Annotated in this window: 16 protein-coding genes; 7 read left to right on the top strand and 9 right to left on the bottom strand. The window is 38.6% G+C overall.

Annotation, left to right across the window (positions count from 1 at the left end):
* Positions 1-50 precede the first annotated feature (50 nt).
* Together MTF67_RS17215 and MTF67_RS17210 are read left to right on the top strand one after the other, a co-directional pair.
* On the top strand, positions 51-2,762 hold the full coding sequence (locus MTF67_RS17215) for an ATP-binding protein (RefSeq protein ID WP_248520242.1): 2,712 nt from the start codon (positions 51-53) through the stop codon (positions 2,760-2,762).
* A gap of 222 nt (positions 2,763-2,984) precedes the next feature.
* Entirely contained in the window at positions 2,985-4,124 is a 1,140-nt protein-coding gene (locus MTF67_RS17210) for a GNAT family N-acetyltransferase (protein ID WP_248520241.1), read from the top strand.
* Here MTF67_RS17210 and MTF67_RS17205 read toward each other — a convergent pair.
* Positions 4,101-4,691, bottom strand: a complete 591-nt coding sequence (locus MTF67_RS17205) for a DUF938 domain-containing protein (protein ID WP_248520240.1) — start codon at positions 4,689-4,691, stop codon at positions 4,101-4,103. The two genes, MTF67_RS17210 and MTF67_RS17205, sit on opposite strands and share 24 nt — an antisense overlap.
* 196 nt (positions 4,692-4,887) lie before the next feature.
* On the opposite strand from MTF67_RS17205, the gene MTF67_RS17200 reads away from it, so the two are divergent.
* From MTF67_RS17200 to MTF67_RS17180, 5 genes are all read left to right on the top strand, one after another.
* A complete protein-coding gene (locus MTF67_RS17200; protein ID WP_010558102.1) occupies positions 4,888-5,073 on the top strand; it encodes a hypothetical protein in 186 nt (61 codons plus the stop codon).
* A 94-nt stretch (positions 5,074-5,167) separates the two neighbouring features.
* Positions 5,168-5,533 carry a hypothetical protein gene (locus MTF67_RS17195; protein ID WP_248520239.1) on the top strand — a complete coding sequence of 122 codons (366 nt, stop codon included), beginning with the start codon at positions 5,168-5,170 and terminating at the stop codon, positions 5,531-5,533.
* 11 nt (positions 5,534-5,544) lie between these two features.
* The gene (locus tag MTF67_RS17190; RefSeq protein WP_248520237.1) at positions 5,545-6,918 is read left to right on the top strand and encodes a class II fumarate hydratase; all 1,374 of its coding nucleotides are present in this window, start codon (positions 5,545-5,547) and stop codon (positions 6,916-6,918) included.
* Positions 6,919-7,031: 113 nt separating this feature from the next.
* A complete protein-coding gene (locus tag MTF67_RS17185; RefSeq protein WP_010558104.1) occupies positions 7,032-7,538 on the top strand; it encodes a hypothetical protein in 507 nt (168 codons plus the stop codon).
* A 10-nt stretch (positions 7,539-7,548) separates the two neighbouring features.
* Positions 7,549-7,953 carry a hypothetical protein gene (locus MTF67_RS17180; protein ID WP_006793824.1) on the top strand — a complete coding sequence of 135 codons (405 nt, stop codon included), beginning with the start codon at positions 7,549-7,551 and terminating at the stop codon, positions 7,951-7,953.
* A 29-nt stretch (positions 7,954-7,982) separates the two neighbouring features.
* Here MTF67_RS17180 and MTF67_RS17175 read toward each other — a convergent pair whose 3' ends face one another.
* From MTF67_RS17175 to MTF67_RS17140, 8 genes are all read right to left on the bottom strand, one after another.
* Complete coding sequence (locus tag MTF67_RS17175; protein WP_006793823.1) at positions 7,983-8,171, bottom strand: hypothetical protein; 189 nt, start codon at positions 8,169-8,171, stop codon at positions 7,983-7,985.
* 189 nt (positions 8,172-8,360) lie between these two features.
* Positions 8,361-8,681: a hypothetical protein gene (locus MTF67_RS17170; protein WP_006793821.1), complete on the bottom strand. Its 321-nt coding sequence runs from the start codon at positions 8,679-8,681 to the stop codon at positions 8,361-8,363.
* Positions 8,678-9,316 (bottom strand): DUF4178 domain-containing protein, encoded by a 639-nt coding sequence (locus MTF67_RS17165; protein ID WP_006793820.1) that lies wholly within the window; start codon positions 9,314-9,316, stop codon positions 8,678-8,680. Before MTF67_RS17165 ends, MTF67_RS17170 begins: the two co-directional genes overlap by 4 nt.
* A gap of 73 nt (positions 9,317-9,389) precedes the next feature.
* A complete protein-coding gene (locus MTF67_RS17160) occupies positions 9,390-10,082 on the bottom strand; it encodes a PspA/IM30 family protein (protein ID WP_006793819.1) in 693 nt (230 codons plus the stop codon).
* 24 nt (positions 10,083-10,106) lie between these two features.
* Positions 10,107-10,520 carry a DUF2170 family protein gene (locus MTF67_RS17155; RefSeq protein ID WP_006793818.1) on the bottom strand — a complete coding sequence of 138 codons (414 nt, stop codon included), beginning with the start codon at positions 10,518-10,520 and terminating at the stop codon, positions 10,107-10,109.
* Between the two features lie 80 nt (positions 10,521-10,600).
* Positions 10,601-12,322: a polyamine aminopropyltransferase gene (locus MTF67_RS17150; RefSeq protein ID WP_248520235.1), complete on the bottom strand. Its 1,722-nt coding sequence runs from the start codon at positions 12,320-12,322 to the stop codon at positions 10,601-10,603.
* A 3-nt stretch (positions 12,323-12,325) separates the two neighbouring features.
* A complete protein-coding gene (locus tag MTF67_RS17145) occupies positions 12,326-13,225 on the bottom strand; it encodes a DUF350 domain-containing protein (protein ID WP_008128289.1) in 900 nt (299 codons plus the stop codon).
* A 25-nt stretch (positions 13,226-13,250) separates the two neighbouring features.
* Positions 13,251-14,183, bottom strand: a complete 933-nt coding sequence (locus tag MTF67_RS17140; RefSeq protein ID WP_006793815.1) for a CHAD domain-containing protein — start codon at positions 14,181-14,183, stop codon at positions 13,251-13,253.
* Positions 14,184-14,707: the final 524 nt, after the last annotated feature.

Raw genomic sequence — 14,707 nt, 5'->3', positions numbered from 1 at the left:
TTAGCTATACTGATATTTCTTAAACAGAAACATAGATATATGGATATTATGTGAAAATATTCGCCTCAACCTCTCAATCAATTATTTTCTACATATTATTCGCCCTCGCTTATTACTTACTGGGCGTTGGACTTACTGCGTTTGCATTTAACTCGCAAATAGTCCCTATTTGGCTACCGGCAGGTATTGCTTTAGTTGGTTGTTATATATGGTGGTGGCGTTTTATACCGCCTTTATTTGCAGCAGCAATTGCATTTAACTTAAATATATTCGATAACTCAGCTCATGAAATAATGTTGGTCGGCAATACGTTTACTCAGGCCATTTACATTGCCCTTGGCGTTATTATCCAAGCTATGGTCGGTGCCGCAATATTAAGGTATTGGTTGGGAAATCCGCTTTATTTTCGTAAACGAAAATACATTGCTTATTTTATTGCTGTAGTTGCTGTTTTAGTAAGCTTACTATCATCAAATATTGGTGTATTTGCGTTAAGTAACTTTAACCCACTTTATAGTATTGAGGACCATTGGCTTCATGTTATTTATTGGTGGTTAGGAGATATATTAGGGGTACTTATTGCCTCACCTTTTTTATTGTCGCTACTGCCCAAAGCACCTGGACAACGCAAAGTCTTAGCCTTTGAAACCATTGCAGTTTGCTCTATTTTATTTATATCTGTGGCGCTTACAGCACAAATTTACGAACGCGAAAACAGCAAAAATACAATTAAAATTGCAGAGCGAGAAGTTGAAGTTATTGAAAACAGTTTATACAGGTATATAAATCAAAGTATTATCGCCGTGCAAAGCTTAGCAAGCCAAGTACAATCATCACCTGAGTTTAATGAGCAAGACTTTTACGCTTCAGCAAATAAACTACTTGAAAAGCATTCATTTATTAAAGCATTGTCTTGGAATGTACAAATAACACAAGCGCAACGCCAAACACTCAGTAATACAATGTCAACAATTTATCGGCAAAATATAAACATTGTTGGTGATCCTCTCGAAGATGATGACCCTCTAGTGGTTGTTAAATATATAGCTCCTTTAGAAAGTAACCAAAAGGCGGTTGGCTTTAATGTATATTCAAACCCAGATCGAAAAGCATCTTTGCAAAATCCAGCTATCAAATATTTACCTATCAGCACTAAAATCATTCAATTAGTCCAAACAAAAACACCAACACCCGCCTATCTACTATTTGCGCCTGTTTATGGTCAAAATGAAAATATAAAGGGTTATGCCACCGGTGTATTTTTGGCCCATAAAATTATTGAACAAGCTATTACACAGCAGCAATCTGAAATGTTTTCTATTGATGTGTTTGAATTTGACAACGAACCCGCCTTTTACAGTAACGACTCTCAAAACTTTGAGCAAGCAACCCAAAGCCAGTTAATGTCATTCAATATTAACTTTGGAGGGCAGCAATGGGTAATAAAATTAGCACTTAAAGAAAACTACATTTCACAACAAAACATTGAAATGTCTTTATTTTTACTTATGCTACAAACCGCTGTGTGTTTACTTATTATTGTAGTGTTAATGCTATTTAACCAGCAGCAACTAGCGCTTAGCCGCCAAGTTGCAGAACGAACAAGCTCATTGGTAAAAGCCAAAAAACAGTCTGACTTAGCCAATAGCGCTAAAAGCCAATTTTTAGCCAATATGAGTCACGAAATACGCACCCCATTAAATGCCATTATTGGCCTATCGTCACTTGCGAAAAAAGGTGATGATGCTCAAAAGCTGTTCAGCTACATTAAAAAAATTTACTCCTCTTCAAACAGTCTATTAAACCTAATTAACGACGTTCTTGATATTTCAAAAATAGAGTCACAACATTTAATACTAGAGTCCATTGCGTTTGATCCAAAAGCACTTGTAACGCGCATTGACACAATGTTTGAGCAAAGTGCGAAAAATAAGAACATTGAATGGATTCTCAAATGTAACTTACCTGTAGATACCTGGTTTTTAGGCGATGCAATGCGCATAGAACAAATACTACTTAATTTATGTAGTAATGCGATTAAATTTACTAACGAAGGAAGCGTTACGCTCGATATAGATACAGAGTTTGTGTCTGCCAATAAGGTAAAACTAAGCATTGCAGTATCAGATACTGGCATAGGTATTGAAAAAAACCAACACAACACCTTATTTAACGCATTTACCCAAGCTGACAGTTCAACCTCTCGAAAATTTGGTGGCACTGGCCTTGGTTTAACAATAGCTAAAGAACTATGTTTGCTAATGGGAGCAACACTTAATTTAAAAAGCGAGCTGGGTGAAGGGTCAACCTTTACGTTTGCCGTTAACTTAACAACATCAGAGCCAGATATAGAGCCAGAAGCCATATCAAAAGATATTGATATTACGTCTTTAAATATTTTGGTCGCAGAAGACAATCCTGTGAATCAAATGGTAATAAAAGCGATGTTGGGATCTTTAGGTATCATTCCTCACTTGGTTGAAAATGGTGAAGAAGCTGTAAATATAATCAAAGAACAACATTTTGATTTGGTATTAATGGATTGCCAAATGCCTGTTATGGATGGCTATAAAGCAACAGAATTAATTCGAGCGTTTAAATCGCAACACACATTACCCATCATTGCGCTAACAGCTGATGCCATGCCAGAAGATAAAATTAAAGCTAAAAAAGCAGGCTTTACCGAACATTTAGCAAAACCCATAGAACTTGCAAAACTGACCGAGTGCTTGAGTCAGTTTGTAAAAACAGTTACTAAATAGCACCCAAAAAATTGTTATCATCACGCTACGTGACTGAGTTATTATGGTCACTCGTGGTGTTTAATAACACAATTAGCCTAATCGAATCGTAAAAAATCACTTTAATACGTGAGTATTAAAAGCTCTGAAAAAATAAATTGAAGCTTAGAAGTAAAATAAGTGCCAATAAAATTACAAATTAGAGCGCACAATTAAGCGCGCAATATTTACAAGGTCGGCATCATGAAAAGCTTTTCTCATCGATGGTTTAAAAATATTAATGAAATAGACCAAGCGCAATGGCATGCTTTTTTTGGTGATGAACCTTTTACTCAACATGCCTTTTTATACGCCTTAGAGCAAAGCCAATGTGTAACACAGCAAAGTGGCTGGCAGCCCTATCATTTAGCTGTATATGAAGGGAGTAACTTAATAGCGCTTGCACCTGGTTATGTAAAAAGCCATTCTTATGGTGAGTATGTATTTGACTGGGCATGGGCTGAAGCATACGAAAAAAATGGTTTGCATTACTATCCCAAATGGCTATCAGGCGTGCCATTTAGCCCAATTGAAGGTAAACGTATTGCCATTCATCACACAAACCACACCGTCGTATACAACTATATTACAGAGCAACTCTGCACACACAGCATTGAGCAAGGATGGTCTGGCTGGCATATAAACTTTTGCGACCAAACACAAGCAACGTTACTCACTAAGCAGCAAGCGATGCTCAGAGAGGGCGTTCAATTTCAATGGTTTAATAAAGGGTTTGATACTTTTGACGACTTTTTAACAACGCTAAACTCGCGTAAACGTAGATCGCTAAAAAAAGAACGCGCTAAAATAACACATCAAAATATTACTACTGAGTGGCTACAGGGTTCAGATATCACACCTGAAATAATGCAGCTGTTTTGCGAATTTTATCAGCGCACCTATTTAAAACGCTCAGGACATTTAGGCTATCTAAACAGTGAATTTTTTACCCTTTTGCATGCACTTATGGCATCGCAGCTGGTTATTATGCTTGCCAAAAAAGACGGTCAAGTCATCGCTGCAACACTCAGTTTAATTGGTGAAAACACACTTTACGGCAGGTACTGGGGGGCAAGCGAAAATATTGACGCACTTCACTTTGAGCTATGTTATTACCAAGGGATAGAATTTGCTATTAAACATAAACTCGACTGCTTTCATTCAGGTGCACAAGGGGAGCATAAAATAGCCAGAGGGTTTGAACCCGTTACTACTTTTTCAGCCCACCATATTGTTAACAATGACTTTAGCAGTGCAATTGAAGATTACCTGTTTCGAGAACGCCAGCATATTGCACTTTACAAAGCACAGTGCACATCGTTATTGCCGTTTAAAAACGAGTAACTGGTTATTAGCAGGCATAGCATGATCGCTCATAAGCGAAAGCCCTGCTTGCTTGGCCAATAATAAAACAGCTTCAAAGTCTCTTATACCACTTAAAGGATCTCGCTCAGTTAAAAAGGCGCAAAACTCTTGATTACTTTGGCTAGTGTATTCGCCTTTGTACTTAAAAGGACCATAAATACACACAATCCCCTCATCATTTAAGTGACGTTTAACCCCGTCAAAAAAACGTTCAACTAATAACCAACTTACAATATGAAATGTATTCGCAGTATATATAGCATCTACTTTTTCGATAGGCCATGGCTGGTTTAAATCAAGCTCAATAGGGGCATGTAAATTAGCTAAATTCACTTCACTATGCCATAGCCTAATACCTTCATGATTAATGACACGATCACTTGTATGCCATTGTAGATAAGGTAATTTTTCAGCAAAAAACACACTGTGCTGACCTGTTCCAGAACCAACTTCTAATACTGTTTTAACGTTTTTTAACGCGCAGTTTAAATGCTCTAAAATTGGCCCTTTATTGTTTTCACATGCTTGTGAAAATGGCTTTGTCATTGCGTGCACCAAAATTGTGGATGTTTGCACAATAGTAAAGCAAATTTGCAATATGTTGTCGTGACTAATTATGATTTATTTATTAAGTTAAATATAATCATGTAGTTAGATGTAGCTGGCTTGATTGGTATGTATTATGCAGCAACATAATTGACCCATTTAAGGGTTAATTAACTAATCACAAAAGGATAAAATTATGCATATGCCTCCCTATACCGCTGTTGATGCAGCAGTAGCTATAACCGAAAAAAGTACCGATGATCACAGTGAAACCCTTGATATGAGAGCAACAGTAATTGATTTACTTTCTCATCCAAAACATAATCAAAAGGCGATCACTAAACATGAAACAGACCAGATATTTATTCTCGGATATAATTAAAATACACGCCGTAAATAATTTTTATAATAACTATTTACACTGAAACCGATTAAATGTAATGATAACTATTATCATTAGTTGAGTCGGTTTTTTTATGTCTTCAAATCACGCCTTACATAACTATCAACATACTCTTGCATTTAATTGCAAAAGGCCAGGTCTGCATGCCCCAATGCTTGTCGCTCATTATATAGACGCAGCTCTCAACGTAGCTAAAAACTTTGAACAACTTGATAATCCGCTACTTGAGGAGTATTACCTAAGACGCACACACCATGAAATTATAAATAAAATGTGCGATCCTCTTACTCATAATGCAATTCGCAAACAATGCCTACACCAGCTACACAAACCATTACTTGCATTAAAGCGTTTCTACATAAGCCACAATAGCCGTGCTAAATTTTTATTACTTGAGCGTGAAGCTCGTATTCTTAGTCACGAATTCAACCCTTTTTAAGGAGCACATTAATGAGCAACTTTAGAATAGAATCAGACAGTATGGGCGAATTAAAAGTACCTGTTAACGCTTTATATCAAGCACAAACACAGCGCGCTGTTAATAACTTTGCTATTAGCGCCCTCACTATGCCAGCACAATTTATAAAGGCACTGGCATATATAAAACAAGCTGCAGCACAAAGTAACTGTGAGCTAGGGCTTATAAATAAAACCAAGGCAACTGCAATAGAGCATGCTTGCCAAGCGATTATTGATGGTAAGCATCATGATCAGTTTCCTGTTGATGTGTTTCAAACCGGTTCAGGAACTAGTTCTAATATGAACGCCAATGAAGTAATAGCAACACTTGCCAGTACTCAACTGGAGCTTGTACATCCTAATGATGATGTAAACATGGGCCAAAGCTCAAACGATGTAGTCCCTACGGCTATTGCACTAAGTAGTGCCCTAGCCGTTAAACAAGCATTACTGCCAGCTCTTGAAAACCTTTCGCAACATTTAGAAAATAAAAAGAGCGAGGTAGGCGCTATTGTTAAAACAGGTCGCACTCACTTAATGGACGCGATGCCTGTTACATTCGAGCAAACCCTTAATGCATGGCAATCGCAAGTAAACAAAGCAGCCTCAGGCATTCGCCATAGCTTAGAGCCAGTGTGTGAGCTTGCTCAAGGTGGTACAGCTGTTGGTACAGGTATTAATGCCGACCCAAAGTTTGCAGACTTATTTTGCACTAACCTAACTAAAAATGTGGGGATCCAGTTTTCGCCAAGCAAAAACTTTTTTTATAATATTGGTTCACAAGATGCCATTGTTGCACTGTCTGGGCAGTTAAAAGTACTCGCTGTAGCACAAATGAAAATAGCGAACGACTTACGCTGGATGAACTCAGGCCCTCTTGCAGGTTTAGGCGAAATAGAACTTGAAGCCCTACAACCTGGCTCATCTATTATGCCGGGTAAAGTAAACCCAGTCATTCCAGAAGCGGCTGCGATGGTTAGCGCACAAGTGATTGGTAACGACGCTACAATTACCGTTGCTGGTCAATCTGGTAACTTTGAACTAAATGTTATGCTGCCCGTTATTGCCTATAATATTTTGCAAAGCATAGAGCTACTAACAAACAGCGCCAAAGCTTTGGCAGAAAAAGCCATAGCCACATTTATCGTAAATCAAGCTAACATTGACCGCGCTCTTGCCAAAAACCCTATTTTAGTGACTGCACTTAATCCGGTGATCGGTTACGAAAAAGCAGCCAAAATAGCCAAGCAAGCCTATAAAGAAGCCCGCCCTATTATTGATGTTGCCGAACAAGAAACTGACTTACCACGTGAAGAGCTCGAAAAACTGCTCAACCCGACTAAGCTCACACAAGGTGGCTTGTAGTTTTTAAAAAGCCTTAAATACGGCTTTAATTACTTGATTATAGAGTTTTTATTGCCGTAAAAAATGCACCGTGTATGATAGTGATGAATTATTCATCACTATCAAGGTATCTTATGCGCCCTGTATTATTAGCTCTTGTTTTACCCCTTTGTTTAAGTGCGTGTTTAGATAAAACACCAGCAGAAAAAGAATCAGTAACCACTGCTGAAGTAATAAAACCACAACAACAAACACTAAAAGAAACCACTCAAACAAAAAGTGATGTTGAGGAACTTTCAAACTCAAGTGTTAAAGCGGTATCGGTTGAAGATATTACGACAGCTAAAACCCAATTAAACACGCTTATTGCTGACACCAGCTGCGATACAAGTATGCAATGTAAAGTTATTGCAGTAGGTAGTCGCGCCTGTGGTGGCCCTAGTAGCTTTGAAGTTTATTCAACCAAAACAGCAAAAGACGAGCAAGTAAAAACACTGAGCAAAACAATCACCGAGCTTGAAAGTAATTTTAATGCGCAAAAAGGAATGATGAGTATTTGCCAGCATTTAACAACACCAAGCACTCAGTGTGTTGAAAATAAATGTGTTAAACTTGAAGGCTCAGCGGTAAGTGTATTTTAAGGATAACAATATGAGTGGTTTGACATTGACAGTTAAATTATCAATTTTTAGTGTTGCTGCTAGCATTTTTTTACTCAGCGGTTGCTCAACAACAGCATCTGTAAATAGCGATCAAGGGCAGAGCTTGTCGGCTTTAAATAGCCAACTTGCCAATATTGTTGATAACAATGGCTGTACAGCAAGCTTTCAGTGTAAGGTACTTGAAGTAGGGGCGCGAGCATGTGGCGGGCCGAGCAAATATGCTGTTTATTCAACGCTAAATACCCCTCAAGAGCAAGCAGAAAGCATTGCAAAGCAAATCACCGAACAAGAAAAAAATCAAAATGAGCAACAATCACTAACCGATTGCTTACCGGTTATTGAAGTACAATCGCTGTGTATTAACCAGCAATGCCAATCAATAGATATTAAGTAATAAATAAAGTATTAAGTACTATTTCAGCGTTATTGACTTAAGTACGGAATAAGCGCTGAAATAACCACGACTAGCAGCACACATATCCCTGCTTTTAGTATGTACTTCATTGGCATGGTTTTTAGTACCCAGTATGCATATATAAAACGCACAAAATAACTTGCTGCAGTACCAAATAAAGCAAAAATAATTAGGTAAGTAATCAGTATAATATTCAAAGCAGTACTTCTTTATAGTTGTTACCTTTAGTGTAAGGGCTTAATACAAAGAACGCAAAAGCACTGCTTTTCAATTCATTAGCTTTTGATAAAAAATTTAAAAGTACATTGAAGTACCGATCCATTTAATCTTATTATTTAGCTAAAATAACTACTTAACATACTTTTATAAGCCAGGATTTAGGTCAACTACTTAGCTTTTTTAGTATGCGCAATTAAAAGCTCTGCTACTTGTTGCTTTACCGCGCGCTTATCTTCGCTTGGTACATCAAAGCGGCTCGCTAGTTGCGCTATCTCATCATCATTCAAATTGAACGATAAGCGCTGTCGAGTCTTTTTAGACTTAACATCTAAGCCAAGTATTTTGCGGATCATATCGGATGGCGTGAGCTCTTGGTCAATTGCTTGCTTTTTTATTTGCTTTTGAACATCGCTACTCAAATCAAATGCCATTTGTGTTGCACGTACAGCTTGCTCTTGGCGCAACCACTTATCTTTAGCATCACTCACTTCGCGTCTCCAGGAAATAAATCCACTATATCGGTAATTGGACGCGTAAGTGTTAATGACACTTCGGTTTCGCCGCCATCCCAAATTTCAATATTTAGACTATGCCCTTCATCAGGCGATTCTAAACATATCATTTCACAAGGCTCGCCACCGTCTTGCTCATAGCGAGGTAGGCTTTGACCACGAAAGTCTTTATTATGAAAATAACAAACAAACGGCGATTCAGTTTGTTGGTAACTTTTAGCCAAAAACTGCATAAAACGCTCAGGAGTATTTTTAACTGCAATATGCGTTAACGACTCTTCATCAAAAATACGAGCAAATTCATCTAATGTGAAAATATCGTCTACTTCATCTCGTTGAACTTTTATAGAAAAATTAGCCCATTGCTCGCCGTCTTCTTGTGCTATTTGTAAAAACACAACTTGACCACTGTTTGTCTCAAGCACAAACTCAGTATCACTACTGTGCTGATATTGATAAGTTTGCACATCAATAACACGCAATGTTTGTCCTTTTAACCACGACGGATAAGCAAACGAATCTATAACGGTAAACATGTCACCTTTTTTAAGCTCACTTGCATGGTTAAGCTGACGTTCTGGCTCTTTTTTAGATTTGAAAAAATTAAACATAATAAAGCATCCCTTAAGCAAAAAAGGTAACTAAGCGACGCTTAATTACCTTTTATTGTAAATGTACGAACTATTAGCCGTTTTGCTTGGCTTTAATGCGCGCTAAAATATCGGCACTTTTTGGACTTGTATCGCCAATGCCTGCTTCAGCCATTTTCGCTTTTAAATCGTCGCCATTAACTTCTGACTCAAGCTCTTTTGCAGCACCTAACTGATCGCTACGGTCTTGTTGACGCTGTTTAATACGCTCTAGTGATTGTCGAGCTGAGGTCATCGAAGAGCTATTCGTATTAAGCGTGCTGTTAACAGCCATTGTTGCTTGCTGTACGCTTTCTGTGGTTTTAACCATAGTAAGCTGACGTTGATTTTCTTTAATCGACTTTTCAGCGTCTTTAACTTGCTGCTTAAGCGTTACAATGTGGTTGCTAAAACCTGCTAATACTTGCTCGTTTTCAGCTTTTTCAGCTTCAAAGTCACCAATTTTTTCTGCAATTTCTAATGCTAAGGCTTCGTTACCTTTTTCAAGTGCTTGGCCTGCATACGCTTCGTGTTCAGCAATTGATGCATCTACAGCGCTAATTTTTCGCTTAGTTTGCATTTCTTTAGCCATTACTTCGGTCAGGCTTTTTTTAGCACGGTGAAGTGCATTTTGTGCATCAGCGATTTCTTGTTCAAAAATACGGATACCATTTGCATCTACAATTGCTTCGCCCGCTTCACGCGCGCCGCCACGTACTGCTGTAAATAATTTTTTTAAAATACTCATAATCTTAACTCCACTAACTAGTTACTAATCGTTTAAATACAAGGTCACGGCTTCTAGTGCATCAATCGCGTTGTCAGCTAATGTCACTAGTTCGTGGGTAACATCATCTAATGATGAGTTTACCGACAGTGCACCAAAAATCGCGTATTTATTATCGATTTTAGCAAATGCACTTAGTGGAATTGGCACGTTTAAACGTAACAATGTTTCGTTTAACTCGTTGCGTAATTCACTTTTCACTTCGTCTTCGCCAAACAAGTAGCTAATACATAACAACTGCTCTTGAGTTTGCGTAACAAAAATTGGAAGTTCATCATTTCCATCAACAATGACTTGTAAAACATCTTGCTCACCTGGATTGGCAATCAAGAAAGACTCAAAGTTAGCGCCTTCAGTTTCAAAAGAAGCTAATTTTATTGAAAGTTCGTTTAATTCCATGTCTCTGCCTTTTTGTTGTTTGACATATTATGTCTGAGTTAAGATTCGCACGGTAGACATATTATGTCAACCATGTTTTGTTAGTTTTTATACAATTCACTCTCTATTTGCCATGCTGAACGGTAATAATCATAAAGCTGCCCAGAACCTAACCTATTGACTTCAATATTATTTATTTGTTCAAAATACTGATTAGGGAATACAAAACTTGCTAGTAAATATTTTTTACTTATCCATCGTGACGATACCGGCATTTCGCCTATATTATTTATTCGTGCACTGGCTGGTTGACCCATTTTGGTAGCAATTGTCCACCCCCACTGACCAAACGATGGAATATTTTGTTGGTATTGCTCCACGTAATCAAACCCGGCAGCCTTAACAGTTTTAGCTATACTCAGAAACGCCTTTTTTGCATGATATGGCGACGTTGATTGCACAGCCATAGCCCCATCAGGAGCAAGTAATTGGCGTACATGATTATAAAAATAATCGCTGTATAACTTATTTAGATCAGGATGATTCGGATCAGGTAAATCAATAATAACAGTGTCAAACTGTTTGTTTTGATCGAGTAATTTCTCAACCTCTAAAAAAGCATCACCCACAATTATGTTAGCTTTGGGGTCTTTCATTGAGTCGTTATTGAGGTTTATTAATCGCTGCGTGATGGCTTTGGGCGGGCTAAACTTATCGTCTTCGTGGCCAAATAGGTTAAGTAACTGTCCGTCTAAATCAATTAAAGTGACTTCGTTTACCGACCACTTTAGTACATCCCTTAATGCTAAACCGTCACCCCCGCCAATAATTAGCACCTTATCATGGCGGTTAGAGGCAAGCATAGCCGGATAAACTAGCATTGAATGATATATTTGTTCATCAACACTTGAGAACTGTAAGCGGCCATTTAAGTATAGGTCGGTAATAGGTTGCGGTTGATTTTTGCTAAGTCGTTCTGTTAATACAACATGCTGATATTTAGTCGCTTGAGAATAAATAACTTTATCTTTATATAAGACGTTGCTTAGGCTGTTCATCCAACTGCTGCCGAGCACTAAAATAAAGCCAAACAGCACAAGTAGTAAAATATGGCAAACCAACAAAGCTTTAGCAAAGCGAACATGGGCATGGTAGCGCCATAAAAAAGCAAGCCCTGCAATAATATTAAATAAAGCGGTCCATGCAGCAGCTTGCATGATAGGCATAGCCAACATTATGCTTACCCAAATTGCTGCGCCAATACCTGCCCCAATGTAGTCTGCACCATAAATAGTTCCTGCATTGTTTTCTAAAAACCGCCCGTACACATGTTGGCGAATACGCGCTATAAGCGGTATTTCCATACCAATAAACAGTCCTAATACTAAGCCAAATACATAAGGTAAAAAGCGTGACCATTCTTGTAACTTTTGAAATACATAGCCATTAAGTACAACGTCAGGTGGCAGGTTAAAAATGCTCGAGAACAAATGAGGAAGCGAATAACTAACTGCAATCACGCTTGCTATGGCCAAAATACAGCCCATGCCAATCAAAGCTATAATGCTTTCTAGCCAAGCAAATGCAGTGAACGCATCTTTAAACCAACGCGCTAAAAAAGCCCCTAGCCCCATAGCTACTATCATGGTGCCAATCATGGCGTAAATAGCACTTTCAACAGAGCCTAGTACTCGGCCGGCATAGTGAGAGAGTAGGTACTCATAAATAAGGCCGCACCCAGCGAGCACAGCCATAACAGTGATAAGTAATATATCGTGCCCAAGTAAGCGAGACTTACTTGGGCTTTGAGTTGTTGATGACACGAATTATGCGCCTAATAAGGTTGCCATTGTGATGCCTACGGCAAACGATACAGCGGCAGAAATAGCTGCTACACCCACATTTTTTTGACGATTAACTTCATCAGAAATATCACAACCCGATAAAATTATTTTAATGGTCACTAAGTGTAAAATAATAAACGCAACTAGGCTCACTACTGCACTAACAGCCCAATATAATAGGCTAGCATTAATATTATCTGCAGCATACGGTGCAACACCTGTTGCCGCTGTGATTGCTAATGCACTACCCACTAAATAACCAGCGTAACGAATACCAACAGCTAAGTTATCATCAATAATAGCTTGTTGAAGACAGTCACCATTTTTATTTGTGCGTTTAAATAACATAACTCGGTACTGGCTCACAAATAACAGCACGATGCTACCAATAACAAAGGCAGCAATGACAATCGGTAAACCATGCCATCCCTCTGTAGCTACCCATAGCAGTGCTGAACGAATGACAATTGCCACACTCACTACATGGCCAAAATCAATGATAGAAGCAGTCACATTACCTTTAACAATTTCATCATGTAGGCTCACTTTACGCAGTGCAACTTTGTCTTGAAAAAAGTGACCAAGCTTAATTAACACAATGGCAAGCGCACCATAGCCAAGCATTTGCAGTGCTTCTTGCTGAAGCGTTGCAGCAAATGCACCACTGCTTACACCGGTTAATACGATAGCCAGCGCAACCAAACCAGCGGCAAAACTAATACCAAAGGCAAAATTATCACGCTCTGTTATTTCGTCATTGGCATGTAAATTTGAAACCCAGCCTTTTATATATTTAAGGCTAACAAATAGCAGCACAATTATTGCAAAGTCTATCGCTAAAGCTTGCAGCGACCACGTAGTTATTCCATTAAATTCATACATATTATTCTAACTCCAACTTTATTCTTTACTTACCACGGCTCACGCCACGAGAGGTTCTGCTTCCACTGTCACGAACTGAACCAGAGCTATTGCTATAGCTACTTGAACGTGAGTAACTGCTGCGACTCTTAGGCGGTGTATAGCTACTTCGACTTAACCCTGATGCACCAGTCTTTTTACTCGCATACGGGCTTGTGAACTGCTTACCTTGGCGTTGATATGTTTGACGTGTACGTGTCTCTAGCGCGCTTTGTGTTTTAATTTGTTTAGGGCTTGAGTAGCGATAACGACCATAATCGTTGTAATAGCTGTACTTACGGCGTTTACTCCAGCTTCCGTATTCAACCCTGTCAAATACATCCCCTAAAATACGGTACATGCCGTACCATTGCCAAAAACTGATGCCACTGCTATTTGTTTGCCAGTTACCGTAGTTGGGATTACCCACCATCTGGTTACCTACCCCTTCACCCTCGGCTTGTTGGCTAATAGCACCAACGCGAGCTAGGGATCCTTTTGACATATCAGCAAGCATATTGATTGGATCAGTTAAAGCGTCAGAGAACAGTGAAGGTTTTGCAGCTTCACGTAAAAGATCGATGCTGTGCAACGTATCTTCGTAAGGGGGGATTAAGTAAGTACTTTTAGTCTCTTTAAGTCGCTGTAATAAACCACTATAAAGTGCACCTTGGCGCGAAGCATCTAAAGTAATTACATCAACAACATTTGAAAGCTCTGGCTGTTGTTTTTTTAAAAGCGCACCATACTCTTTAAGTAACACAGCATTGCGTATACTGCCATTATCTAGCGCACTACCTAGCTGTGATAGCTCAGCATCCGCTTTTTTTATAGACTCTTGAATTGTTTGTTGTAGCTGCTCTTCTTTAGATTGACAACCCATAAGCACCGTAAACAAACAAAACAGGCTTATAAGTTTCCAAACTTTACTATTCGACATTCATGTCACCTGATTTACTAAATTAACACAGCTAGTCTTACACAGGTCACTTAGTAAGCCAAGAATGAAATTGCAACAAAATGAGAAGAGATGTAAAGAATAAAGTAGATCACAAAACTCAGTAGTCAAAGGTAAAAAGTTTATGATCTAGACACGGGATAGAATTGACTTAACCTTACGTTGGTTGGCATTTTTGATGGAGATGATATTAGTTTAGTTCTTTATTTTATCCAAGAAAGTAAAAAACCGTCACACTGCTGTAACAGGTCTCTATTATTTGAGCCTGTTAATGTCATGGTGCCCTCAGCGGTAGAGAGTCACAGTGAAATGTTACCTACCATAGGCCAGTGTATTGAATAGCCAAAACACTTTTCACAAAGAGGCGCTTTGCTTAAGAGACGCTACGCTTTAGAGAATGGAATGTGAATATTACTTTTCTGCAGACGTAAAAAAGCCGCTTCATTTCTGAAGCGGCTTTCTACAATTTGAAGCCTGGTAATGTCCTACTTTCACATAGCAAATGC

This window comes from Pseudoalteromonas sp. 2CM32C (assembly GCF_023161925.1).
GTDB lineage: Bacteria > Pseudomonadota > Gammaproteobacteria > Enterobacterales > Alteromonadaceae > Pseudoalteromonas > Pseudoalteromonas marina.
This window is presented reverse-complemented; position numbering and strand designations above follow the sequence as displayed.

Bases quoted from the DNA above. Each gene is read 5' to 3' on its own strand.
- MTF67_RS17210 (WP_248520241.1), top strand. From the start codon at position 2,985: ATGAAAAGCTTTTCTCATCGATGGTTTAAAAATATTAATGAAATAGAC.
- MTF67_RS17205 (WP_248520240.1), bottom strand. From the start codon at position 4,691: ATGACAAAGCCATTTTCACAAGCATGTGAAAACAATAAAGGGCCAATT.
- MTF67_RS17200 (WP_010558102.1), top strand. From the start codon at position 4,888: ATGCATATGCCTCCCTATACCGCTGTTGATGCAGCAGTAGCTATAACC.
- MTF67_RS17195 (WP_248520239.1), top strand. From the start codon at position 5,168: ATGTCTTCAAATCACGCCTTACATAACTATCAACATACTCTTGCATTT.
- MTF67_RS17190 (WP_248520237.1), top strand. From the start codon at position 5,545: ATGAGCAACTTTAGAATAGAATCAGACAGTATGGGCGAATTAAAAGTA.
- MTF67_RS17185 (WP_010558104.1), top strand. From the start codon at position 7,032: ATGCGCCCTGTATTATTAGCTCTTGTTTTACCCCTTTGTTTAAGTGCG.
- MTF67_RS17180 (WP_006793824.1), top strand. From the start codon at position 7,549: ATGAGTGGTTTGACATTGACAGTTAAATTATCAATTTTTAGTGTTGCT.
- MTF67_RS17165 (WP_006793820.1), bottom strand. From the start codon at position 9,316: ATGTTTAATTTTTTCAAATCTAAAAAAGAGCCAGAACGTCAGCTTAAC.
- MTF67_RS17160 (WP_006793819.1), bottom strand. From the start codon at position 10,082: ATGAGTATTTTAAAAAAATTATTTACAGCAGTACGTGGCGGCGCGCGT.
- MTF67_RS17155 (WP_006793818.1), bottom strand. From the start codon at position 10,520: ATGGAATTAAACGAACTTTCAATAAAATTAGCTTCTTTTGAAACTGAA.
- MTF67_RS17145 (WP_008128289.1), bottom strand. From the start codon at position 13,225: ATGTATGAATTTAATGGAATAACTACGTGGTCGCTGCAAGCTTTAGCG.
- MTF67_RS17140 (WP_006793815.1), bottom strand. From the start codon at position 14,183: ATGTCGAATAGTAAAGTTTGGAAACTTATAAGCCTGTTTTGTTTGTTT.